We start from the raw sequence: 21,736 nt of genomic DNA on the forward strand, positions 1-21,736 counted from the left end.
TTATTCAGCCGCCTCCAGAACCGCGCCATGATCAAGAGCGCTTGCCGTATACTGGTCGATGCGCTTTTCGATCTCGGGGCGGAAGTTACGGATCAGACCCTGCACTGGCCATGCGGCGGCGTCGCCGAGCGCGCAGATGGTGTGGCCTTCGATCTGCTTCGTCACCTGGAACAGCATGTCGATTTCGCGCTTCTGGGCATTGCCCTTGGCCATGCGCTCCATCACCCGCCACATCCAGCCGGTGCCTTCGCGGCAGGGCGTGCACTGGCCGCAGCTCTCGTGCTTGAAGAAAGCGGAGATACGGGCGATCGCCTTGATGACGTCGGTGGACTTGTCCATGACGATCGCGGCGGCTGTCCCGAAGGAGGAGCCGACGCCGCGCAGGCCGTCGAAATCCATCGGGCAGTCGATGATGTCCTTAGCCGGAACGATCGGGCAGGATGCGCCGCCCGGAATGACCGCCAGCAGATTGTCCCAGCCGCCGCGGATGCCGCCGGCATGGCGGTCGACCAGTTCGCGGAAGGTGATGCCCATTTCCTCTTCGACCGTGCACGGCTTGTTGACGTGGCCGGAGAGCATGAACAGCTTGGTGCCGACATTGTTCGGGCGGCCGATGGCCGAGAACCAACCGGCGCCGCGGCGCAGGATCGTCGGCGCAACGGCGATCGATTCGACGTTGTTGACCGTCGTCGGGCAGCCGTAGAGACCCATATTGGCCGGGAAAGGCGGCTTCAGGCGCGGCTGGCCCTTCTTGCCTTCCAGGCTTTCGAGCAGGGCTGTTTCCTCGCCGCAGATATAGGCGCCGGCGCCGTGATGGACGTAGATGTCCATGTCCCAGCCGAGCTTGTTGTTCTTGCCGAGCAGGCCATAATCATAACATTCGTCGATCGCCGCCTGCAGCGCTTCGCGCTCGCGAATATATTCGCCGCGCGCATAGATGTAGGCCGCATTGGCGCCCATGGCGAAACTGGCGATGACGCAGCCTTCGATCAGCGTATGCGGATCGTGACGCATGATGTCGCGGTCTTTGCAGGTGCCGGGCTCCGATTCGTCGGCATTGACGACGAGGTAGTGCGGGCGGCCGTCGCTTTCCTTCGGCATGAAGGACCATTTGAGGCCAGTCGGGAAGCCGGCGCCGCCACGGCCGCGCAGGCCCGATGCCTTCATCTCGTTGATGATCCAGTCGCGGCCCTTTTCGAGGATCTGCTTGGTGCCGTCCCAGTGGCCGCGGCTCATCGCGCCCTTCAGGGACTTGTCCTTGAGGCCGTAGATGTTGGTAAAGATGCGGTCTTTATCTTGTAACATGCTTCACCTCTTTACCGCGGCTTCTTGCCGAAGACCTTGATATATTCCGCTTCGCCGCCCTTGGCGAGCGCCTTGGCCTGCTTGACCCAGTCGTCGCGCTCGATGCGGCCGCGGAAGTTCAGGAAGCCGTCGACCCATTCGCGTTCGGCCTTTTTCCAGCCGGCTACCTGCGAGAAGGTGAAGATGCCGATCTCGTTCAACGTCGCCTCGATCTTCGGGCCGACGCCGGAGATCATCTTCAGATCATCCGGCGCGGCAGGCTTTTCGATGCCGGCCGGACGGTTCTTGTCGGTCAAGGCAGGCTTTGCGGCCGTGGCGGCTTCCGCTTTGACGGCGGGTGCCGGCGCCGGTTCGGCAGCCGCAGTGCCGGAAACCGGCTGCTGCTCGGCTGCCTTGGCATTTCTGGCAGCCGCCTTCGGCGCCGTTGCCGGCGTCTTCAGCGCGGCATTGGTCTCGGCATCTGTGCTCTTCGGGCGGGCGGCCTCCGACGGCGGGACCGGAGCGGCGTCGACGACCGGAGCCGACACGGTTTCGGCATCGGCCTTCTTGGCGCGCGTCCTTGTCTTCGGCTCTGCCGTCGTCAGCGAGGTCAGGCCGCCTTCCGGCGCCGAAAACACTCGGTCAATCTGGGTGCCGGGCTTGATGCTCGCGCCATTGCCGGCGGCAAAGGTATCGATGATTTCTTCGAGACGTGCCGGCGTCAGATCTTCATAGGTGTCCTTGCCGATCATCACCATCGGGGCGTTGACGCAGGCGCCAAGACATTCAACCTCTTCCCACGACAGCGTTCCTTCGGCATTGCGCTCGAAGCTATGGGCATGGATCTTGCTCTTGCAGACCGACATCAGCGCTTCCGAGCCGCGCAGCATGCAGGGCGTCGTGCCGCAGACCTGGACGTGGGCGCGGGTGCCGACGGGGTGCAGCTGGAACTGCGTATAGAAGGTCGCGACCTCGAGCACCCGGATATAGGCCATGTCGAGCATGTCGGCGATCTTTTCGATCGCCGCGCGCGTGACCCAGCCATCCTGCTCCTGCGCCCGCATCAACAGCGGGATGACCGCCGATTGCTGGCGGCCGGCGGGGTATTTCTGGATCGTCTTGTCCGCCCAGACCGCATTTTCATCGCTGAAAGCGAATGCGGCAGGCTGAAATTGATCTTCGGCTAATCGACGAACGGACATTCTTTCTCACGCCTTGTCAGTTTAGGGTTCCACACCGCGAAGCGGTCAAAGACTGCATTTCGCAGGCATAGGCCGACTGGTCTTTCTGCATAAACACTACGAATTTGCCGCCATTCGGAATGGCAGCCTTGATCTGATAGCCCTTGGACAAAAGATCGCCCATGGACGTTTGTGCCGCTGGCGGCGTCACTTCCTTACGACCGAGCGGCGTGCCGAGCGTATCGGTCTCCTGGGCCGAAACCCCGGATGCCGCAAGAAGAAGGGCGACGGCAAGCGGCAGACGCTGCATCAACGGTCCACCTCGCCGAAGACGATGTCGAGCGAGCCGAGTACGGCCGCGACGTCGGCAAGCTGATGGCCGCGGCACATGAAATCCATCGCCTGCAGATGCGCATAACCCGGCGCACGGATCTTGCAGCGATACGGCTTGTTGGAGCCGTCGGAAACCAGATAGACGCCAAACTCGCCCTTCGGCGCCTCGACGGCGGCGTAAACCTCGCCGGCCGGCACGTGGTAGCCTTCGGTATAGAGTTTGAAATGGTGGATCAGCGCTTCCATCGAGCGCTTCATCTCACCGCGCTTCGGCGGCACGACCTTGCCGTCGATCGACGAGAAAGGACCGGTCTTGGCATCCGACAACAGGCGATTGACGCACTGCTTCATGATCCGGACCGATTCGCGCATCTCGATCATGCGGATCAGGTAGCGGTCATAGTTGTCGCCGTTCTTGCCGATCGGAATGTCGAATTCGAGATCGGAATAACATTCGTAAGGCTGGGCGCGACGCAGATCCCAGGCAGCGCCCGAACCGCGCACCATGACGCCGGAGAAGCCCCAGGCCCAGCAGTCCTCCAGCGACACGACGCCGATATCGACGTTGCGCTGCTTGAAGATGCGGTTGCCGGTCAACAGATTGTCGATGTCGTCGAGCGCCTTCAGGAACGGGTCGCACCAGTCGCCGATATCCTGCACGAGCTGTTCCGGCAGGTCCTGATGGACGCCACCCGGACGGACATAGGCGGCATGCATGCGCGAGCCGCTGGCGCGCTCGTAAAACACCATCAACTTTTCACGCTCTTCGAAGCCCCAGAGCGGCGGCGTCAGCGCGCCGACGTCCATGGCCTGCGTCGTGACGTTCAGCAGATGCGAGAGGATGCGGCCGATTTCCGAATAGAGAACGCGAATCAGCTGGCCGCGGATCGGGATGTCGATGCCGAGCAGCTTTTCCACAGCCATCGCATAGGCATGTTCCTGGTTCATCGGCGCGACGTAATCGAGACGATCGAAATAGGGCACAGCCTGAAGATAGGTCTTGGTCTCGATCAGCTTCTCGGTGCCGCGGTGCAGCAAGCCGATATGCGGATCAACCCGCTCCACAATTTCGCCGTCAAGCTCCAGGACAAGACGAAGAACGCCATGCGCCGCCGGATGCTGCGGTCCGAAATTGATGTTGAAGTTGCGGACGTTATGTTCGGTCATGCTGGGTGCTCCATGCCAAACGCGTTGCCAATCAAGCGAATAGCGAATGGCGAATAGCGAATAGTTTCGTTCGGTCTCATCGTTTCTCCTGGAGACTCCGTATCAGCGCTCGAACCATTCGTCCGATTTCGTCGCACTTTTCGGTCATCTGCCTGAACTCACTCTCCTCGATCAGACCGATGCGATGAGAGATGAGCATATGCGTTTCCAATTCCTTCAGCGAACCTTGGGAGATGCGCAGAAACTGAATGAAACTTCCCGTGACTTCACGTCCGTGTCCTTCAGCAATATTGGCGGCTATCGAACTCGCCGCCCTGCGTATCTGAGCCGTCAGACCATAAATCTCCTCTTTGGGAAACTTTTTGGTCAACTGATAGCAATCCACCGCGAGATCGATCGCCATCTGCCAGACCTTAATATCCTTGTAGGAGTTTATCGTCTGGCCGCCCTTTCCAACTATTCGCTATTCGCTACTCACTATTCGCCTTCAAGGCTTCGCCTTCTCATCCCCCGGCAACACATACTCCGTCCCTTCCCAAGGCGACATGAAGTCGAAGTTGCGGAATTCCTGTTTGAGCTCGACCGGCTCGTATACGACGCGCTTTGCCGCGTCGTCGTAGCGGACCTCGACGAAACCTGTGGTCGGGAAGTCCTTGCGCAGCGGGTGGCCTTCGAAGCCGTAATCGGTGAGGATGCGGCGCAGGTCCGGATGGCCGGTGAAGAGTACGCCGTACATGTCCCAGGTTTCGCGCTCGAACCAGTCGGCGCCGGGATGAACGGCGCAGGCCGATGGAACCGGCGTATCCTCGTCGGTTGCCACCTTGACGCGGATGCGCAGGTTCTGCTTCGGCGACAGCAGGTGATAGACCACGTCAAAACGCAACTCGCGCTGCGGCCAGTCGACGCCACAAATATCAATCAGGTTGACGAAACCGCATTTGGCGTCGTCACGCAGGAAGGTCAAAAGCGCGATCAGGTTCTCACCGGTCGCCGTCAGCGTCAGCTCGCCATACTTCAGCTGCGATGCGGCGATCAGGTTACCGCGCGCTTCGCCAAGGTAGGACGCAAGCTCAGTCAGGGCTTCACTCATATGCCTTTGTCCTTAACCCTTAGCGTTCGATCGTGCCGGTGCGCCGGATCTTCTTCTGCAGCAGAAGCACGCCGTAAAGCAGCGCCTCTGCCGTGGGGGGACAGCCCGGCACGTAGATGTCGATCGGCACGATGCGGTCGCAGCCGCGCACCACCGAGTAGGAATAGTGATAATAACCGCCGCCATTGGCGCAAGAGCCCATCGAGATGACGTAGCGCGGCTCGGGCATCTGGTCGTAGACCTTGCGCAGGGCCGGCGCCATCTTGTTGGTCAGTGTGCCGGCGACGATCATGACGTCGGACTGGCGCGGCGAAGCGCGCGGCGCAAAACCGAAGCGCTCGACGTCATAACGCGGCATTGACAGCTGCATCATTTCGACGGCGCAGCAGGCAAGGCCGAAGGTCATCCACATCAGCGAACCGGTGCGGGCCCAGTTGATCAGTTCATCGGTCGAGGTAACGAGAAAGCCTTTGTCGGCAAGCTCGTTGTTGATCTCGCCGAAAAATGCGTCGTTGCTGCCGATCGGCTTGCCGGTCGAGGGATCGATGATCCCCTTCGGCTGCTGGGCGACGAGTGGCTGATTGCTCACAGGGGCTACTCCCATTCCAGGGCTCCCTTTTTCCATTCATAGATAAAGCCGATGGTCAGCACGAAGAGGAAGACCATCATGGACCAGAAGCCGAACCAGCCGATGGCGCCGAAGGAAACGGCCCAGGGGAAGAGGAAAGCGACTTCCAGGTCGAAGATGATGAAGAGGATCGATACAAGGTAGAAGCGGATGTCGAACTTCATGCGGGCATCGTCGAACGCGTTGAAGCCGCATTCGTAAGCCGAGAGCTTTTCCGAATCGGGCGCTTTGAAAGCCACGGCGAACGGCGCAATGAGCAGCGCCAGGCCGATAACGAGCGCGATAGCGATGAAGATAGCGATCGGAATATAGGAACTGAGCAGTTCAGTCATCATGTTCATCCCTGCTTGCCGGAGGCGCCAGGCGGCACATTTGGGCAAATGCCCGGCAAGCGAACGTGCGTTGCAACAAGCCGTGGTTAGCGCAGCCGAAGCCCCGGCGCAAGAGATTTACAGAGGCAATTCGACGCGTGGCGCGCGGACATTATCAAGCAGATGCAACGATGTCGCGACAAATCCGCCCAAGCCGTGTGAAGCTGCATGTCTGACCAGTGGAAACTGCATGGCTTGGTGAAGATAATGGCGCGAGTGACGGGGCTCGAACCCGCGACCTCCGGCGTGACAGGCCGGCACTCTAACCGACTGAGCTACACCCGCGCATTGATCGGCCATTTGCGGCCGCGAGGGTGAAGAAAGCCGGACAAACAACAAATCGCTTTGCGTTTTTACAAGACTTGAAATGGCGCGAGTGACGGGGCTCGAACCCGCGACCTCCGGCGTGACAGGCCGGCACTCTAACCAACTGAGCTACACCCGCAATTCATTTCAAGCAGTCCGGATGCTTTCGCACCCTCACCAAAACGGCTGCCCGTTTCGATGAGCGGCTAACTACGGGGTTCGCCTTTTAGTGTCAAGCAGGTTTGGAGACAAAACCATGACAGCCGTTGAATTGTTTTGGCAAGGCCGCACGGAATGAAGGAAAAGGCGGCAAATCCGTTTCCCGCTGCAGCACCGAGGCCGGGTCGAAGCCGCCGGCACGGTCGAAGCCGACATGCCCCCTCCCCTTTATCCACAGCCGGCCGCACCCGACGGGTATCGGAAGGAACGGGGCCGCCGCCAAAAAAATCAAAAAATCTTCACAAACGCTCTTGCGGTTTTGCCGCGATCCGCATAGATCACGGCCACCAACGCGGCAGGCCGATCCGGCTTCGTTTGCGATGGGCGATTAGCTCAGTTGGTAGAGCGCCTCGTTTACACCGAGGATGTCGGCGGTTCGAGTCCGTCATCGCCCACCATTCTTTTCCTCCCATAAAGTATTAATAGCTGGATGATGTTGAGGCTTCGCAGGCAGACGCCCGCATTGCTTCACCACCTATCCGGGGCTCCAATCGGCCACTGATCCGGTGAAAGCGCTCAGCAGGGCCAGATGCGGGGGCGCCGTCTGAAGCCAACGCTCCACCAAAACGGACTACTCCCGGCCGCTGCAGCCACCCCCTATTGGGCGAATGGATGAGGGCCAGCAAAAGTGGGAGAATTCGTCGCCCGGAAATCTCCGCGCTTGAAGGCTCACAATGCCTGGAGGTGTGCCATGAGGTCTCTCTGCTCCGCATTGACGCTGTGCATCGCGGTCGCCCTTTATACGCCAGGCGCCAGATATGTCAGGCTGCCCGGATACGCCTTCAAGACGAATCCGCAATGCCAGCGCCACGAACCAAAGACGCGGTTTGACAGGCGGTGCGACTGGCCGAGAGTGGGCTTCAAGGACTTTACGCCCCCGCTTGTAACCGTACTTGGGATCTGACGATCGTTCTCAGCGAATCATCGTGGTCCATGCGCGCTTGCTAGCCCGACGGCATCCATGGCTTTTTGACTGTGACAGCGTCTCTGATCGCGGTCGAGCGCCGTCGCTCTGACTCCCCACCAGACTCTATATAGCACTTCGGAATCCCGAAATTGGTTGTGGGATTGAAATCATTGCATGTTTTTTTCTGTCGACACCTCGGGAAGCGCCGCGGATTTCGGAATCCCGAAGCGGGGAATTTCGGGATTCCGAAGTGGCGTTCTAAAGCATGTCGCGTAAAAGTGTGCAGCGGTTTTGCAGCAACGACATGCGCAAAACAAGGAGCTAAAGCGCGAGAAGCGAATCGGAAAGATCGCGACGCGCTTTAGAATCGTGACAGTCGGGGCTCATCGCCCACCATTCATCCCTTCGCCAGTTCTTTATCCACCGCCGAAACCAGCCGCGAATCATCGGCCGTCACATCCGGCGCGAAGCGGGCGGCGACTTTGCCGTCGCGGCCGATCAGGAATTTTTCGAAGTTCCAGAGAATGTCGTCCTCGTCGCCACCTGACATGCCGTGGGATTTCAGCCGTTCGCGCATCGGGCCCTCACCTGTCGTCTTCACGCCAGACTTCGTCAGCTGCCGGTAGAGCGGGTGCTGGGCTTCGCCTTTGACGGAGATCTTCGAAAAGATTGGGAAGGTGACATCGTAGGTGCTGGTGCAGAAATCGAGAATCTCGGCGTCGGTGCCGGGCTCCTGGCCCTTGAAGTCGTTGGCGGGGAAAGCGGCGATAACGAAGCCGCGTTCGCGCTTTTCGCCATAGAGCTTTTCGAGCCCCTCATATTGAACGGTCAGCCCGCATTTCGAGGCGACATTGACGACCAGGAGCACGCGGCCCGTGTATTCGTTGAGCGCGGTTTCACGACCATCCACTGTTTTGACAGGAATATCCAACACGTTCGCCGTCACGGGAACCTCCAATTTCATGGGAACATATTCGCCAAACTTAGCGATATCGCCGCGGTTGTCATCAGCGTCGAAATCAATTCCGCGTCAGGAGACACTGGTGTGGCCCAATGCATGGCATCAGGACGCGTGCAGAGGTTCCGGGACGAAGAACTAAAGCGCGTCGCGCGAATCAAGTTCGACGCGATGCGCTTCAGCGGCCTGTGCCGGGCTTAGACCTCTCAGGCGGGGGATGTTTCCTTCACGTCGTCGAGCAGGAAGTGCACGACGATATAATCCGTCTTGAAATGGCGGCCGCTGTCCGACACGGATTCGACGCTGCCGCCGTCCTTCGGGTGCCAGGCGTGGTAATGCGGGTTGGTGGTGATCAGCGTGATGGCCTTGCCTTCCAGGGCTTCCTCACCAAGCCGGAAGCGCATCTCGGCAAACGGCCAGATCCGCTCGTAATCCTCCATGCTGATGCGTGCCTTCAGCGCCTTGCGGTGCAGCGGTGCTTCGCCGGCCTCTGCCGGTGATTCCAACATCACCTCCTCGGCCCCTTTGATGATGGCGTTGAACTCTTCAGGCCACATGCGTCTCATGAAATCGCTCCTCCCGAGGCTCTCGTCAGTCCACAGATGAAACTTAGCGATTTGTTCGAAAGAAGCAAATTCCCGTCATGTGGTTGTCATCGGCTTCGGCTGCTCCTACGTTCGCCGCATACCAAATCAGGGCCGTCAGTCGCCCGTAATCCCGAGATCAGAGATGAAGACACGTGAAGACAGGCAGGCGCTCCGGGCGAGCATGCCGCGCACTCCGCTCAGCGCCCATCATATGGAAAACGCCCGCCTGCTGCCGGATCGCGGCGAGTTGCTCTACCGGATCCCCAACGGCGGCATCGGCGTCGAAGTGGGTGCAGCCTTCGGCGACTATACGGCGGAGATCCTGGAAAAGAATCGCCCGGCGCAGCTTTACCTGATTGATCCCTGGTCGATGGATCGTTACAGCTCCGGCCTCGACACCATCCACACGACGTTTTCGGCCGAGATCGAGGCCGGCCGGCTGCATCTGATGCAGGGCACATCGCTGGAAAAGCTCGCAGAATTCGAGGACGATTTCCTCGACTGGGCCTATATCGATACCGACCATTCCTTCGAGCTCACCTGGCAGGAACTGCTGCTCTGTGAAAAGAAGGTGAAGCGGACGGGGCGCATTGCCGGGCATGATTTCTGCACCGGCAATACGGTCAAGCCGATCGTCTATGGCGTCGTCGAGGCGGTCACCAAATTCTGCAAGGACTGCGGCTGGCAATTCGAGTTCCTGACAGTCGAATCACATGCGCATTTTTCCTATTGCCTGAAGCGGCTCTAACCGGTCCTACACCTTGCCGGAATATTGCGCGTCGCTGACATGCTCCATCCAGTCGACATGCTTGCCGTCCAGCGCCTCGTGAATGGCGATGTGTGTCATCGCCGTGTCCGCGGCGGCACCGTGCCAATGTTTTTCGCCCGGCGAAAACCATACCGTGTCGCCGGCGCGGATCTCGCTTATCCCACCGCCCCAGCTCTGGACGAGGCCCCTGCCTGAGGTCACGATCAGCGTCTGGCCGAGTGGATGCGTGTGCCAGGCGGTGCGGGCGCCGGGTTCGAAAGTGACGGAGGTTGCCCGCATCCGGGCCGGTTCTGGCGTTTCCATCAGCGGATCCTGGCGAACGGCGCCGGTGAAATAATCGGCTGGCGGCTTCATCGAGGGGCGAGAGCCGGCGGGTTTGATCTCCATGATCTTTCCTTTTCCATTCATTGCGGTTGAAGCTTTGTAGCGGAACGATATTTCATCGAGGCGACCAATCAAAGCCGGATCGGCAATTGCCGCATCCTCGCCCGACTGATAGGCCGATATCTTTCATCACTTAAAGCACGTCGCATTGAAACTTGATTCATGCGACGCGCTTTAGCCCTTTGTTTTTATGCATGTCGTTGTCCCGGAACCGCTGCACACTTCCGGGCAACATGCATTGGGAGAATTTTTCATGAAACACCATGCTTTCGGCCGCATGCCCTTCACCGTCACCAATGTCGGCTTCGGCGCCTGGCAGATCGGCGGCTCATGGGGCGATATCAGCGAGGCTGATGGGCGCGCCGCGCTCAACGCCGCACTCGATGCCGGCATGACCTTCATCGATACGGCTGACGTCTATGGCGACGGCCGCTCGGAAAAGATCATCGCCGACGTCCTGAAGGCGCGCGGCGGCCAGCGGCCGATGGTCGCCACCAAGGCGGGCCGTCGCCTCAACCCGCATGTCGCCGAAGGCTATTCGAAGGTCAACCTCGAAGGCTTCATCGACCGCAGCCTTGAGAATCTTGCCGTCGACAGCCTCGACCTCTTGCAGCTCCACTGCCCGCCGCGTGAGGTGCTTTACCAGCCTGAGGTCTTCGAGGACCTGAACGCGCTGCAGACAGCCGGCAAGATCAAAGGTTACGGCGTCAGCGTCGAAAAGGTCGAGGACGGACTGAAGGCGATCGAGTATCCCGGCGTCGTCAGCATCCAGATCATCTACAACATCTTCCGCCAACGTCCCGACCACCTGTTCTTCCAGGAAGCGCGCCGCAGGAATGTTGCGATCATTGCCCGCGTGCCGCTGGCAAGCGGCCTGCTCTCCGGCAAGATTACCCGGGAGACCCACTTTGCCAGCGACGACCACCGCAATTTCAACCGCCACGGCGAAGCCTTCGACGTCGGCGAAACCTTTGCCGGCGTTCCCTTCGAAGTCGGCCTGCAGGCGGTGGAAGAGGTGCGCAAGCTTGTACCTCAGGGCGCAACCATGGCGGCCTTTGCGCTCCGCTGGATCCTGATGGCGGAAGCCGTCACCGTCGTCATCCCCGGCGCCCGCAATGGCGAACAGGCGAAAGCCAATGCGGCCGCCGCCGATCTTGCACCGCTGTCGGCCGATGTCATGGCGGCGACGCGCGAGATCTACGAGCGGCTGATCGCGCCGCATGTGCATCAGCGCTGGTAGAGGCGGAGCATCGCTTTTTTGGCACCTCAGGCAGGTTTCCGCTCTCTGCGCATCTCGTTTCGCATGATGAAGAGCGAGGCGGAAAGGATAAGCGCTGCTCCGAGCCAGAGGTAGCCCGCCGGCGCATAGCCGAAAAACAACCAACCGGCCAGCACGTTCAGCGGCAGCTTCAGATCGTCGAAAGGTTGGACGTAGGCGGCATCGGCTGCGGCATAGGCAAGCGTCAGGAAATACTGCGCTGCGGCGGTCAGCAGCCCGGCCAGCAGGAACAAAGCAAGAGTTGCACCCGTCGGCACTGCAAAGCCTGCCGCAAGCGCCAGCCCGCCGTTTATCGGCGTCAGCAGAACGAGCAGCCAGACGGTGATCGTCTCCGGTCGCTCGATGCCCGTCAGGCTCTTGGTGATCAGCGACGAGGCGCCCCAGAGCAGCGCCGAGAGCACCGGCAAGAGTGCCGCCCAGCCAAAACCATCAGACCATGGCTGCAGGATGATCATCGCGCCGGTGAAACCGGCTGCGGTCGCGGCCCAGCGGGCCGGACCGACGCGCTCTCCCAGGAAAAGCCGGGCGCCGAGAATGATGAAGAAGGGCGAGGTCATTACCAGTGCGATCGCCTGCCAGATCGGCACCGCGGCAAGGCCGGCGACCCAAGCCTCGACCCCGAGCGCCGCAAGCACGACGCGCGCCAGGTGACGCCAGGGATAGTGTGTGCGCATCGCCGCCAGGCCGAGCCTGCGAAGGAACGGCAGCGAAAACAGGAAGGCGAAGCCATATTGCCAGAAGGCTGCCGAGGCCGAGGGAAAGGCAAGCTTCATCGTCAGCCATTGGGTGACGACGTTGAGAAGCGAAAAGGCGATGCCGGCAAGGACCATCCAGAGTGCACCGACAATGGCGCGGGACGGCTCGACCGCAAGAGAATTCTGACTCATGTCTTTCATCCAAAAACTACAGCGCCGCGCGTCTTTTCAGACGCGCAAAGGTCGCTGTAGAACTTTAAGTTACTGCATAATCTTAATCCTTAGATCGATTCCGATTTAAGGAATTATGCAGGGACCAACATAAATCAGGACGCATGAGGCCGGGCTTAGAACGACACGGCAGATCCCCGCCCCTCGCACGGCCGACACTCATTCTCTTCCATCCGGACTTTAACCGTCGGCTCCGGAATCGCACCGGATCTGCTGACCTTTCCCAAGCGACAGCTCGGGAAAGCGCTCGCGGGCTCAGGCCGAGACCCTTACCGCCGGTGGGGAGTTTCACCCCGCCCTGAGAACAGAGATGTCGTAAATCAAAGCCCGCATCGCGGCAAGAGCTACAAAGCAAAGGGCCCGACAAAGCAAAGGGCCAAGCAAAAGGGGTCCGGCAAAGCCGAACCCCTTTCCAAATCCTGCACAGCCGGTCTCGTTTACGGCTGGCGGATAATCTCAGATCAGCCGTTGACGGCGTCTTTCAGGCCCTTGCCAGGCGTGAACTTCGGCACGTTGCGAGCCGGAATGTCGACTTCAGCGCCCGTCGAAGGGTTGCGGCCCTTCGATGCGGCACGATGAGAAACGGTGAAGCTGCCGAACCCTGCAAGGCGGATGTCGCCCTTGTTCTTGAGTTCACCCTGGACAACGTCGAAAACCGCGTCAACAGCGGAAGCCGCGTCAGACTTCGTCAGTCCTGCCTTTTCGGCGACTGCGGACACGAGTTCATTCTTGTTCATGTTTCCACCCCTTTCTAAATGGTACGAAACGACTCAATATAAGCTAGGCGCCGAATAGGTATCATCAGGCCCGCCGGGAACCCAAAAGCCCTGCAAATCAAGGAAAAGCAAGCGTCTACATGACGTTTTCACAAAAAAGGCTGGCGTTTCCGCCAGCCTTTTTCCGAGTTTTCAGCCAATGGGGCATAAATGTGGCCGAGGCCACTCAATGCGCTATGGTCGCGCCCGTCTCGTCGAGGCCTTCGACCGTTGCGATGACCGGCGTTTCCACCGTGCCGTCCCATTCAATCGGCTCCGGCCGGCGGATCAGCGCATGCTTGATCACCTCGCCCATGCGGGACACCGGGATGATCTCCATGCTGTTCTTCACGTTATCCGGAATCTCCGCCAGATCCTTGGCGTTTTCCTCCGGAATCAGCACCTTCTTGATGCCGCCGCGAAGCGCTGCGAGCAGCTTTTCCTTGAGACCGCCGATCGGCAGCACACGGCCGCGAAGGGTGATTTCACCGGTCATGGCCACGTGCCTGTTCACCGGGATACCGGTCATGATCGAGACGATCGCGGTCGCCATGGCGACGCCGGCCGAGGGGCCGTCCTTCGGCGTCGCACCTTCCGGCACGTGCACGTGGATGTCGCTCTTGTCGAAGCGCGGCGGCTCGATGCCGAAATCGACAGCGCGCGAACGGACATAAGAGGCCGCCGCCGAGATCGATTCCTTCATCACTTCTTTCAGATTGCCGGTGACCGTCATACGGCCCTTGCCCGGCATCATCACGCCTTCGATGGTCAGCAGCTCGCCGCCGACTTCCGTCCAGGCAAGACCTGTGACAACCCCGACCTGATCCTCGCCCTCGGCTTCGCCATGGCGGAAGCGCGGGACGCCCAGATAATCAGAGATGTTGGCAGCCGTCACATGGACGGACTTCGTCTTGCCCTTGATGATCTCGGTCACCGCCTTGCGGGCGAGCTTCATCAGTTCGCGTTCGAAGCTGCGGACGCCGGCTTCACGGGTGTAGTGCTGGCTGATGGACATCAGGGCGTCGTCGTTGACCGAGAACTCTTCCGGCTGCAACGCATGTTCCTTGATGGCCTTCGGCAGCAGATGCCGCTTGGCGATCTCGCGCTTTTCATCTTCGGTGTAGCCGGCGATACGGATGATCTCCATGCGGTCCATCAGCGGAGCCGGGATGTTCAGCGTATTCGCCGTCGTGATGAACATCACATCCGACAGGTCGTATTCGACCTCCAGATAATGGTCCATGAAGGTCGAGTTCTGTGCCGGATCGAGCACCTCGAGCAGGGCCGAAGACGGATCGCCGCGATAGTCCTGGCCGAGCTTGTCGATCTCGTCGAGCAGGAAGAGCGGGTTCGACTTCTTGGCCTTCTTCATCGACTGGATGACCTTGCCGGGCATCGAGCCGATATAGGTGCGGCGGTGACCACGGATTTCGGCTTCGTCGCGAACGCCGCCAAGCGCCATGCGGACATACTCACGGCCGGTCGCCTTGGCGATCGACTGAGCGAGCGAGGTCTTGCCGACACCCGGAGGGCCGACGAGGCAGAGGATCGGGCCCTTGATCTTGGTGGCGCGAGCCTGCACGGCCAGATATTCGACAATGCGCTCCTTGACCTTGTCGAGACCGAAGTGATCGGCTTCGAGAATCTTCTCGGCATTATTGAGATCGGCCTTGATCTTCGACTTCTTGCCCCACGGAATGCCGAGCAGCCAGTCCAGATAATTGCGCACGACGGTGGCTTCGGCCGACATCGGGCTCATCTGGCGCAGCTTCTTCAGCTCTGCATCGGCCTTTTCACGGGCCTCTTTCGACAGCTTGGTCTTGGAGATGCGCTCTTCCAGCTCGCTCATCTCGTCGCGGCCTTCCTCACCGTCGCCGAGCTCCTTCTGGATCGCCTTCATCTGTTCGTTCAGGTAGTATTCGCGCTGGGTCTTCTCCATCTGGCGCTTGACGCGCGAGCGGATGCGCTTTTCGACCTGCAGGACCGAAATCTCGCCTTCCATGAAGCCGAGGGCTTTTTCGAGGCGAGCCTTGACGCTGGTGGTCTCCAGCATCTCCTGCTTCTCGGTGATCTTGATCGACAGATGCGAGGCGACCGTATCGGCGAGCTTGGAATAGTCGTCGATCTGGCTGGCGGCGCCGACCACTTCGGGCGAAATCTTCTTGTTGAGCTTCACATAGCTCTCGAATTCGGAGACGACCGAACGCGACAAGGCTTCCAGTTCGACCGGATCGTCGTGCGGCTCCTCGAGCACATGGCCGAGCGCCTCATAGAAATCCTCGCGGCTGGTATAGGTGTCGATCTCGGCGCGGGCGCGGCCTTCGACCAGAACCTTGACGGTGCCGTCGGGCAGCTTCAACAGCTGCAACACGTTGGCCACGGTGCCGACCTTGTGGATCGCGGACGGATCCGGATCGTCGTCGCTGGCGTTGATCTGCGTCACCAGCATGATCTGCTTGTCGGAACCCATGACCTCTTCGAGCGCACGGATCGACTTTTCCCGTCCGACGAACAGCGGCACGATCATATGCGGGAAAACCACGATGTCGCGCAGGGGCAGAACAGGGTAGGCAGTACTGCTCGCTACAGACGTTTTCTTCGTCATTTTAAGTCCTTTCCATCGTCCCGTTACCGGGCTCTCTGCGCGGCCGCTTGGGACCGGCCGGCACTCTCACTTGGTTCTACAAGTGGAGGTTCTGACTAAGCTTTTCAAGCCACGCTAACGCCCGCGTTCCCCGGATGTGACAGCTTCATTACAACGAAACGCCAACACTATGAAGCGCGTGGCTGGACCGGCGCTTACCACTTCCGACCCGGCTAAAATACAAACGCCGACAATAGGCTTACGGAATCACGGCATCATTGCCAAGCACTCTTCCTTGCGCAACATCGGCCCCTTGCGCAACATCGAAGTCAATTCCGGTTCCCACCGACAAAATACTAACAGTGCCTCGGATGGTTTTTCAAATAGAAAGGGGCCTGCCGATGGCAAGCCCCCAAAATAATCGTGCGAAAGCGCAAAGGTTACGCCGAAGCGTTGGCCTTTTCTTCCTGACGATCGGCATAGATGTATAGCGGACGGGCCGAACCGCGAACCACTTCCTCAGAGATGACGACCTCGCGCACGCCTTCCAGCGTTGGCAGTTCGAACATCGTGTCGAGCAGGATCTTCTCCATGATCGAGCGAAGGCCGCGGGCGCCGGTCTTGCGGACGATCGCCTTGCGGGCGGTTTCACGCAGAGCATCCTCGTGGAAGGTCAGTTCCACGTCTTCCATCTCGAACAGGCGCTGATATTGCTTGATCAGCGCGTTCTTCGGCTCGGACAGGATCTGGATCAGCGCATCTTCATCGAGGTCCTCGAGGGTCGCCAGAACCGGCAGACGGCCGATGAACTCGGGGATGAGGCCGAACTTGACCAGGTCTTCCGGCTCCAGTTCGCGCAGGACTTCGCCGACGCGGCGGTCGTCCTGAGCCTTAACGGTGGCGCCGAAGCCGATCGAGGTCTTCTCGCCGCGGGCGGAGATGATCTTGTCGAGGCCGGCGAAAGCGCCGCCGCAGATGAACAGGATGTTCGTCGTGTCGACCTGCAGGAATTCCTGCTGCGGGTGCTTGCGGCCACCCTGCGGCGGAACGGAAGCGACCGTGCCTTCCATGATCTTCAGCAGCGCCTGCTGCACGCCCTCACCCGAGACGTCGCGGGTGATCGACGGGTTGTCGGACTTGCGCGAAATCTTGTCGACTTCGTCGATGTAGACGATGCCGCGCTGCGCACGCTCGACATTGTAGTCGGCCGACTGCAACAGCTTCAGGATGATGTTCTCGACATCCTCGCCGACATAACCGGCCTCGGTCAGCGTCGTCGCATCGGCCATAGTGAAGGGAACGTCGATGATGCGGGCGAGCGTCTGGGCAAGATAGGTCTTGCCGCAGCCGGTCGGGCCGACGAGCATGATGTTCGACTTCGCCAGCTCGACTTCGCCGTTCTTGGAGGCGTGCGCCAGGCGCTTGTAATGGTTGTGAACGGCGACCGACAGGATTTTCTTCGCCTGCCGCTGGCCGATAACGTATTCGTCGAGGACCTTGATGATGTCCTGGGGCGTCGGAACGCCGTCGCGGGACTTGACCATCGAGGACTTGTTCTCCTCGCGGATGATGTCCATGCACAGTTCGACGCATTCATCGCAGATGAAGACGGTCGGTCCGGCAATCAGTTTCCGGACTTCGTGCTGGCTCTTTCCGCAGAACGAACAATAGAGTGTGTTCTTGGAGTCGCCGCCGTTGCTGCCGCTGACCTTGCTCATTTCACTTTCCTTCCAGCACGCCGCATTTCAAGGCGAAATCGCGGTCCACTCTATCAGCTCCTGGCGGCACTCCGTTTCCGGAGCCTTTGCCGAGAAGGGCTTCAGGGGCTACGAACCGGGCCCAATCAATCATGTTCGGGTCCCGGCGGCAACGAATCCCCTTCGAATGCCAAATGCTATGTCATAAAAATTCAACATAGCATTAATAGTTACTATTAGCGTCTTCGTCGCCTGTTGAAAGCCCTTGTTCAATCACAAATGGGATAGAACTGTGGCGACGAAAACACCATCCCTATTAATTACTAGGCCTGCTCGCCTTCCATTTCGATGCGCGACGTCAGAACCTTGTCGATCACGCCCCAAGTCTGGGCCTCGTCCGCATCCATGAAATGGTCACGATCAAGCGTCTTTTCAACTTCCTCATAGGTGCGGCCAGTGTGCTTGACATAGACCTCGTTCAGGCGGCGCTTCATCTTGAGGATGTCGCGAGCGTGGCGCTCGATGTCCGAAGCCTGTCCCTGGAAGCCGCCCGAGGGCTGATGCACCATGATGCGGGAATTCGGCGTGGCGAAGCGCATGTCCTTGTGGCCGGCGGCCAGCAGCAGCGAGCCCATGGATGCGGCCTGGCCGATGCAGAGCGTCGAAACCGCGGGCTTGATGAACTGCATCGTGTCGTAGATCGCCATGCCGGCGGTGACGACGCCACCAGGCGAATTGATGTAGAGGGCGATTTCTTTCTTCGGGTTTTCGGCCTCGAGGAAGAGAAGCTGGGCGCAGACGAGCGTCGCCATATGGTCTTCGACGGCACCCGTCAGGAAGATGATGCGTTCCTTCAACAGGCGGGAATAGATGTCGTAGGAGCGTTCACCGCGGTTGGTCTGTTCCACGACCATCGGCACGAGGGCCATTGCGGTATCGACTGGGTTTCTCATGTGCGTCCTTTGTCAACGTCTCGCCGGCCGGCGCCGGGAATCAAAGAAAATGTCTATCCCTACATAGAGTGTCCCTGCCCTCCTCTTCAAGACACGCATGAGGATAACGTTAAGATGGCGGGGCAAGGCGACCTTAGCTGGTAGCCTCTTTCTCCCAAACGCCTGTTAACGGCGAGCCCCTGGCGCCATCGCCCCCGGCTTTTCTCCACGACAGGATGAAGGAATGCTTACTTCATTCGAGAGCGCTCATACACGTTTACCCGACAGAAAGCCTACCGGCAGATATCAGCCCAAAACCATGCCGCAGTGCAGCGGCATTAAGGAAGTGGCGAGCTTCCTCGGCAAGGATAAAGGCCGACAAATAGCGGCCGACAGATAAGGCCAACGGGCAAGGGGTTGCTGACGTGTTCAATATTGCTACAGGTCTCGCGATCTGGTGTTCCGAAGCCATGACGCTCGCTTTGGTGCTGTTCGTCGCCTGGCGCCACAATGTCAGGAACGAGGCCTATCTCTATTGGGGCCTCGGCTTCCTTCTGACCGGAATCGGCTTTGCGATGGTAGCGCTGCGCAGCGAAATCCCGAGCGTGCTTTCCATCGAGGCAGGCAATGCCATTGCGTTGCTCGGCCAGAGCGCCTGGGTAGCGGGTTTTCTGGCACTCGACCGCAAGAAAATCGAATGGTGGGCACTGCTGCCGCCGGCAATCTGGCTCGCCGGGGTCTTCCTGCCCTGGGTCAACAGCGACTATTCAAACCGGGTGGTGCTCTATAACCTCGCTTCGGCGACGGGTGCGACGGCGCTTGCCATGGCGGTCGCCGCTGGTGACATGCGCCGCGAGCGTAGCCGCGTCAAGCTGATGGGCGTGTTCGTCGTCCAGGGTTGCCTATGCTTCGGCTCGGCGCTGACGATGGCGCTGACGCTGCCCAGCGATATCGACGCAACCAATCTCGGTGGCGCCTCCGCCATGGCAAGCGCCTTCCTGCTCACCATCGCCTTCGCGTTTACCTGCCGCCTGATCATGGAGCGCTCCGAACGGCACCTGCGCGCCCTCACCCTGACCGATTCGCTGACCGGCGTGCTCAACCGCCGCGGCCTGCTCGGTTATTTCGACGCCATCCAGGAAAATGCCCATCATGACCAGCGCCAGGTCGCAGTGATGCTCTTCGATCTCGACCATTTCAAGCGTGTCAACGACCGTTTCGGCCATCAATCCGGCGATGCGGTTCTGACCGAATTCGCCCGCATGGCCCGCCAGTATATTCCGAACCACATCTTCGGCCGCATGGGCGGCGAAGAATTCGCAGCCTTTGCCGCGGTCACGGACCAGACGGAAGCCGAGGCCATCGCCGAAGCGATCCGCACAGAATTCTGCCGGCTTCCCGTCAGCACCGGCGAAGCGATCGTACCGGTCACCGTCAGCATCGGCATCGCCCTTGCCTCATCGATCGAAGCCAATATCGACAAGCTGATCTCGGCCGCCGACCGCGCGCTCTATGCGGCGAAGGGCGCAGGCCGCAACTGCACGGTCACCTTCGGCGAAGCAGAGGCGGCAGCGCCGGCGCCGGCCACGCCGAGCCACACTGCCGGCGAACTGGTGCCGACGGTCGATGACCAGGTCGAGGCCCTGCGGCGCATGGGCACGCTGTCGCGGACCGGCTAGCGGTAACGGTGAAAACCGGAATCAATCCTCAGGGTTAGGCACAGCTTTTAAAGTGATTGGCGCGCCCGGACGGGCGCGTATCGCTTCAGGGCGGCTCGCCCTCACCCAGCATCTTTCCGAGGTCGAGCAAATCCGCTAAGCCTTCGGGCATGATGATACCGCCCTTTCTCTCGATCGATCCGGCCCGCCGCCATGTGTCGCTGGACGCCCGCAACCCCGCTTTCTACAGCAATCCGAATGCCGTCTATGCCGCCCTTCATGCGCATTGCCCGACGTTTTACTGGAGCGAGCAGAAGCAGTGGTTCTTCACCGGCTACGACCATGTGAACGGGCTGCTGCGCGATCGCCGCTTCGGCCGGCAGATCCTGCATATCGCCAGCCGCGACGAGCTCGGGCTTGCCGAGCCGATGCCGCATCTTGCCAGTTTCGATCTCTCTGAACGTTATTCGCTGCTCGAACTCGAACCGCCGGAGCACTCACGGCTGCGCACGCTGGTCAACCGCGCCTTCGTCTCCCGCCATGTCGAGAAGATGAAGCCGGAACTTGCCGAACTCGCCAACCGGCTGATCGACGGCTTCGCGCAAAAGGGCGAGGTCGAACTGCTCTCGGCCTTTGCCGACATCATCCCGGTGACGATGATCGCCCGGATGATCGGCATTCCCGAGGAGATGGGGCCGCAGCTGCTTGCCTGGTCGCACGCCTATGTCCGCATGTACATGTTCGGCCGCACGCGCACCCAGGAAGACGAGGCCGAACGGGCGGCGAAGGAATTTTCCGACTATGTCCGGACGGTGATCGCTGAACGCCGCGCCGAGCCACGCGACGACCTGCTCACCCACATGATCCACACCGAGCACAAGGGCCAGTATCTCACAGAGGAGGAACTGATCTCGACGACGATCGTGCTGCTCAATGCCGGGCACGAGGCGACGGTGCACCAGATCGGCAATTCGGTGCGCATCATCCTCGACAGCGGCTCAGATCCGGCGGAACTCTTCCGCGACGAGGCGACAACGGAGCGCACCGTCGAGGAGACGCTACGCATCTGTGCGCCGGTCCACATCTTCCAGCGCTGGGCGCTGGAGCCTGTCGAAATCGACGGTGTCTCCTTCCAGCGCGGCGACAAGGTCAGCCTCATTCTCGCCGCCGCCAATCTCGACCCGGCGAAATTCTCCGAACCGCTGGCCTTCCGGCCGGACCGCAACGAGGCGGCCAACCTCTCCTTCGGCGCCGGCATTCATTTCTGCATCGGTGCACCGCTGGCGCGGCTGGAGCTCAACGTCGTGTTGCCGATCCTGTTCGCAAGACTTGCCGGTCTCAAGCTGGCGAAGACGCCTGAAGTCAAGGATGTCTATCACTTCCACGGGTTGGACCGGCTGGATCTGCAGTGGTGATCAACCCGCTCGCAGATTAATGCATGTCGCCGGGAAGTGTGCAGCGGTTCCCGGACAACGACATGCATAAAAACAAAGAGCTAAAGCGAGTCGAATGAATCAAGTTACATCTGACGGGCTTTAGCCGTAACGTCCTGTGATGTAGTCTTCCGTGCGCTTGACCTTCGGCGACTGGAAAATCTCGGCGGTCGGGCCGTATTCGATCAGCTCGCCGAGATACATGAAGGCGGTGTTGTCGGAGATGCGGCTTGCCTGCTGCATGTTGTGGGTGACGATGACGATCGTGAACTCGCCCTTCAACTGCGC

21 protein-coding genes, 3 tRNA genes, 1 pseudogene and 1 riboswitch are annotated in these 21,736 nt (G+C 60.1%); of the genes and pseudogenes, 6 read left to right on the forward strand and 19 right to left on the reverse strand.

Going from position 1 to position 21,736, the window contains the following annotated elements; translation table 11 throughout:
* The 10 genes from nuoF to RCCGE510_RS00620 form a co-directional block, all read right to left on the reverse strand.
* A complete protein-coding gene (gene nuoF, locus RCCGE510_RS00575) occupies positions 1–1,305 on the reverse strand; it encodes an NADH-quinone oxidoreductase subunit NuoF (protein WP_007626188.1) in 1,305 nt (434 codons plus the stop codon).
* An 11-nt stretch (positions 1,306–1,316) separates the two neighbouring features.
* Entirely contained in the window at positions 1,317–2,486 is a 1,170-nt protein-coding gene (locus RCCGE510_RS00580) for an NADH-quinone oxidoreductase subunit E (protein ID WP_007626189.1), read from the reverse strand.
* Positions 2,487–2,502: 16 nt separating this feature from the next.
* Positions 2,503–2,775, reverse strand: a complete 273-nt coding sequence (locus RCCGE510_RS00585) for a hypothetical protein (RefSeq protein ID WP_007626190.1) — start codon at positions 2,773–2,775, stop codon at positions 2,503–2,505.
* The gene (locus RCCGE510_RS00590) at positions 2,775–3,965 is read right to left on the reverse strand and encodes an NADH-quinone oxidoreductase subunit D (protein ID WP_007626192.1); all 1,191 of its coding nucleotides are present in this window, start codon (positions 3,963–3,965) and stop codon (positions 2,775–2,777) included. Before RCCGE510_RS00590 ends, RCCGE510_RS00585 begins: the two co-directional genes overlap by 1 nt.
* A gap of 76 nt (positions 3,966–4,041) precedes the next feature.
* Positions 4,042–4,425: a four helix bundle protein gene (locus RCCGE510_RS00595; protein ID WP_346426499.1), complete on the reverse strand. Its 384-nt coding sequence runs from the start codon at positions 4,423–4,425 to the stop codon at positions 4,042–4,044.
* Between the two features lie 27 nt (positions 4,426–4,452).
* Entirely contained in the window at positions 4,453–5,055 is a 603-nt protein-coding gene (locus tag RCCGE510_RS00600) for an NADH-quinone oxidoreductase subunit C (protein ID WP_007626194.1), read from the reverse strand.
* A 19-nt stretch (positions 5,056–5,074) separates the two neighbouring features.
* Entirely contained in the window at positions 5,075–5,659 is a 585-nt protein-coding gene (locus RCCGE510_RS00605) for an NADH-quinone oxidoreductase subunit B (protein WP_003578567.1), read from the reverse strand.
* Positions 5,650–6,015, reverse strand: coding sequence for an NADH-quinone oxidoreductase subunit A (locus RCCGE510_RS00610; RefSeq protein ID WP_007626195.1), 366 nt, complete (start codon positions 6,013–6,015; stop codon positions 5,650–5,652). The genes RCCGE510_RS00605 and RCCGE510_RS00610 overlap by 10 nt, the downstream gene beginning before the upstream one ends.
* A 247-nt stretch (positions 6,016–6,262) precedes the next feature.
* Positions 6,263–6,339, reverse strand: a tRNA-Asp gene (locus RCCGE510_RS00615).
* Between the two features lie 83 nt (positions 6,340–6,422).
* Positions 6,423–6,499, reverse strand: a tRNA-Asp gene (locus RCCGE510_RS00620).
* A gap of 402 nt (positions 6,500–6,901) precedes the next feature.
* On the opposite strand from RCCGE510_RS00620, the gene RCCGE510_RS00625 reads away from it, so the two are divergent.
* A tRNA-Val gene (locus RCCGE510_RS00625) sits at positions 6,902–6,977 on the forward strand.
* A gap of 293 nt (positions 6,978–7,270) precedes the next feature.
* The gene (locus tag RCCGE510_RS36040) at positions 7,271–7,483 is read left to right on the forward strand and encodes a hypothetical protein (protein WP_081525661.1); all 213 of its coding nucleotides are present in this window, start codon (positions 7,271–7,273) and stop codon (positions 7,481–7,483) included.
* A gap of 400 nt (positions 7,484–7,883) precedes the next feature.
* Here RCCGE510_RS36040 and RCCGE510_RS00630 read toward each other — a convergent pair whose 3' ends face one another.
* Positions 7,884–8,432 (reverse strand): glutathione peroxidase, encoded by a 549-nt coding sequence (locus tag RCCGE510_RS00630; RefSeq protein ID WP_007626196.1) that lies wholly within the window; start codon positions 8,430–8,432, stop codon positions 7,884–7,886.
* 218 nt (positions 8,433–8,650) lie between these two features.
* A complete protein-coding gene (locus RCCGE510_RS00635; protein WP_007626198.1) occupies positions 8,651–9,010 on the reverse strand; it encodes a hypothetical protein in 360 nt (119 codons plus the stop codon).
* 163 nt (positions 9,011–9,173) lie between these two features.
* Between RCCGE510_RS00635 and RCCGE510_RS00640 the strand changes: the two genes are divergently transcribed.
* Positions 9,174–9,779: a class I SAM-dependent methyltransferase gene (locus tag RCCGE510_RS00640; protein ID WP_007626200.1), complete on the forward strand. Its 606-nt coding sequence runs from the start codon at positions 9,174–9,176 to the stop codon at positions 9,777–9,779.
* Between the two features lie 6 nt (positions 9,780–9,785).
* On the opposite strand, the gene RCCGE510_RS00645 is transcribed toward RCCGE510_RS00640, so the two are convergent.
* Positions 9,786–10,208 carry a cupin domain-containing protein gene (locus RCCGE510_RS00645; RefSeq protein ID WP_081525662.1) on the reverse strand — a complete coding sequence of 141 codons (423 nt, stop codon included), beginning with the start codon at positions 10,206–10,208 and terminating at the stop codon, positions 9,786–9,788.
* Between the two features lie 229 nt (positions 10,209–10,437).
* Here RCCGE510_RS00645 and RCCGE510_RS00650 point away from each other — a divergent pair, with 229 nt between their 5' ends.
* On the forward strand, positions 10,438–11,424 hold the full coding sequence (locus RCCGE510_RS00650; RefSeq protein ID WP_007626203.1) for an aldo/keto reductase: 987 nt from the start codon (positions 10,438–10,440) through the stop codon (positions 11,422–11,424).
* Positions 11,425–11,450: 26 nt separating this feature from the next.
* On the opposite strand, the gene RCCGE510_RS00655 is transcribed toward RCCGE510_RS00650, so the two are convergent.
* From RCCGE510_RS00655 to clpP, 5 genes are all read right to left on the reverse strand, one after another.
* On the reverse strand, positions 11,451–12,350 hold the full coding sequence (locus RCCGE510_RS00655; protein ID WP_007626204.1) for a DMT family transporter: 900 nt from the start codon (positions 12,348–12,350) through the stop codon (positions 11,451–11,453).
* A 196-nt stretch (positions 12,351–12,546) separates the two neighbouring features.
* A riboswitch (FMN riboswitch) is annotated at positions 12,547–12,699 on the reverse strand.
* A 151-nt stretch (positions 12,700–12,850) separates the two neighbouring features.
* The gene (gene hupB, locus RCCGE510_RS00660) at positions 12,851–13,126 is read right to left on the reverse strand and encodes a DNA-binding protein HupB (RefSeq protein WP_003573937.1); all 276 of its coding nucleotides are present in this window, start codon (positions 13,124–13,126) and stop codon (positions 12,851–12,853) included.
* Positions 13,127–13,331: 205 nt separating this feature from the next.
* The gene (gene lon / locus RCCGE510_RS00665) at positions 13,332–15,749 is read right to left on the reverse strand and encodes an endopeptidase La (RefSeq protein ID WP_007626205.1); all 2,418 of its coding nucleotides are present in this window, start codon (positions 15,747–15,749) and stop codon (positions 13,332–13,334) included.
* Positions 15,750–16,168: 419 nt separating this feature from the next.
* The gene (clpX, locus tag RCCGE510_RS00670; RefSeq protein WP_007626206.1) at positions 16,169–17,446 is read right to left on the reverse strand and encodes an ATP-dependent Clp protease ATP-binding subunit ClpX; all 1,278 of its coding nucleotides are present in this window, start codon (positions 17,444–17,446) and stop codon (positions 16,169–16,171) included.
* 302 nt (positions 17,447–17,748) lie between these two features.
* Positions 17,749–18,378: an ATP-dependent Clp endopeptidase proteolytic subunit ClpP gene (clpP, locus tag RCCGE510_RS00675; RefSeq protein WP_007626207.1), complete on the reverse strand. Its 630-nt coding sequence runs from the start codon at positions 18,376–18,378 to the stop codon at positions 17,749–17,751.
* A gap of 404 nt (positions 18,379–18,782) precedes the next feature.
* Between clpP and RCCGE510_RS00680 the strand changes: the two genes are divergently transcribed.
* Positions 18,783–20,036, forward strand: a complete 1,254-nt coding sequence (locus RCCGE510_RS00680) for a GGDEF domain-containing protein (protein ID WP_007626210.1) — start codon at positions 18,783–18,785, stop codon at positions 20,034–20,036.
* Between the two features lie 149 nt (positions 20,037–20,185).
* Positions 20,186–21,430: a cytochrome P450 gene (locus RCCGE510_RS00685; protein WP_007626211.1), complete on the forward strand. Its 1,245-nt coding sequence runs from the start codon at positions 20,186–20,188 to the stop codon at positions 21,428–21,430.
* Positions 21,431–21,550: 120 nt separating this feature from the next.
* Here the strand turns inward: RCCGE510_RS00685 and RCCGE510_RS00690 are convergent.
* Positions 21,551–21,733 (reverse strand): annotated as a pseudogene (locus tag RCCGE510_RS00690) (phosphate ABC transporter ATP-binding protein); the annotation flags it as partial.
* Positions 21,734–21,736 lie beyond the last annotated feature (3 nt).

It is taken from the genome of Rhizobium sp. CCGE 510 (assembly GCF_000292525.1).
Lineage (GTDB): Bacteria > Pseudomonadota > Alphaproteobacteria > Rhizobiales > Rhizobiaceae > Rhizobium.

What these genes read in the sequence shown, in the direction of transcription:
- nuoF (WP_007626188.1), bottom strand. Translation starts at nt 1,305, where the DNA reads ATGTTACAAGATAAAGACCGCATCTTTACCAACATCTACGGCCTCAAG.
- RCCGE510_RS00580 (WP_007626189.1), bottom strand. Translation starts at nt 2,486, where the DNA reads ATGTCCGTTCGTCGATTAGCCGAAGATCAATTTCAGCCTGCCGCATTC.
- RCCGE510_RS00585 (WP_007626190.1), bottom strand. Translation starts at nt 2,775, where the DNA reads ATGCAGCGTCTGCCGCTTGCCGTCGCCCTTCTTCTTGCGGCATCCGGG.
- RCCGE510_RS00590 (WP_007626192.1), bottom strand. Translation starts at nt 3,965, where the DNA reads ATGACCGAACATAACGTCCGCAACTTCAACATCAATTTCGGACCGCAG.
- RCCGE510_RS00600 (WP_007626194.1), bottom strand. Translation starts at nt 5,055, where the DNA reads ATGAGTGAAGCCCTGACTGAGCTTGCGTCCTACCTTGGCGAAGCGCGC.
- RCCGE510_RS00605 (WP_003578567.1), bottom strand. Translation starts at nt 5,659, where the DNA reads ATGGGAGTAGCCCCTGTGAGCAATCAGCCACTCGTCGCCCAGCAGCCG.
- RCCGE510_RS00610 (WP_007626195.1), bottom strand. Translation starts at nt 6,015, where the DNA reads ATGACTGAACTGCTCAGTTCCTATATTCCGATCGCTATCTTCATCGCT.
- RCCGE510_RS36040 (WP_081525661.1), top strand. Translation starts at nt 7,271, where the DNA reads ATGAGGTCTCTCTGCTCCGCATTGACGCTGTGCATCGCGGTCGCCCTT.
- RCCGE510_RS00635 (WP_007626198.1), bottom strand. Translation starts at nt 9,010, where the DNA reads ATGAGACGCATGTGGCCTGAAGAGTTCAACGCCATCATCAAAGGGGCC.
- RCCGE510_RS00640 (WP_007626200.1), top strand. Translation starts at nt 9,174, where the DNA reads ATGAAGACACGTGAAGACAGGCAGGCGCTCCGGGCGAGCATGCCGCGC.
- RCCGE510_RS00645 (WP_081525662.1), bottom strand. Translation starts at nt 10,208, where the DNA reads ATGAATGGAAAAGGAAAGATCATGGAGATCAAACCCGCCGGCTCTCGC.
- RCCGE510_RS00650 (WP_007626203.1), top strand. Translation starts at nt 10,438, where the DNA reads ATGAAACACCATGCTTTCGGCCGCATGCCCTTCACCGTCACCAATGTC.
- RCCGE510_RS00655 (WP_007626204.1), bottom strand. Translation starts at nt 12,350, where the DNA reads ATGAGTCAGAATTCTCTTGCGGTCGAGCCGTCCCGCGCCATTGTCGGT.
- hupB (WP_003573937.1), bottom strand. Translation starts at nt 13,126, where the DNA reads ATGAACAAGAATGAACTCGTGTCCGCAGTCGCCGAAAAGGCAGGACTG.
- lon (WP_007626205.1), bottom strand. Translation starts at nt 15,749, where the DNA reads ATGACGAAGAAAACGTCTGTAGCGAGCAGTACTGCCTACCCTGTTCTG.
- clpX (WP_007626206.1), bottom strand. Translation starts at nt 17,446, where the DNA reads ATGAGCAAGGTCAGCGGCAGCAACGGCGGCGACTCCAAGAACACACTC.
- clpP (WP_007626207.1), bottom strand. Translation starts at nt 18,378, where the DNA reads ATGAGAAACCCAGTCGATACCGCAATGGCCCTCGTGCCGATGGTCGTG.
- RCCGE510_RS00685 (WP_007626211.1), top strand. Translation starts at nt 20,186, where the DNA reads ATGATGATACCGCCCTTTCTCTCGATCGATCCGGCCCGCCGCCATGTG.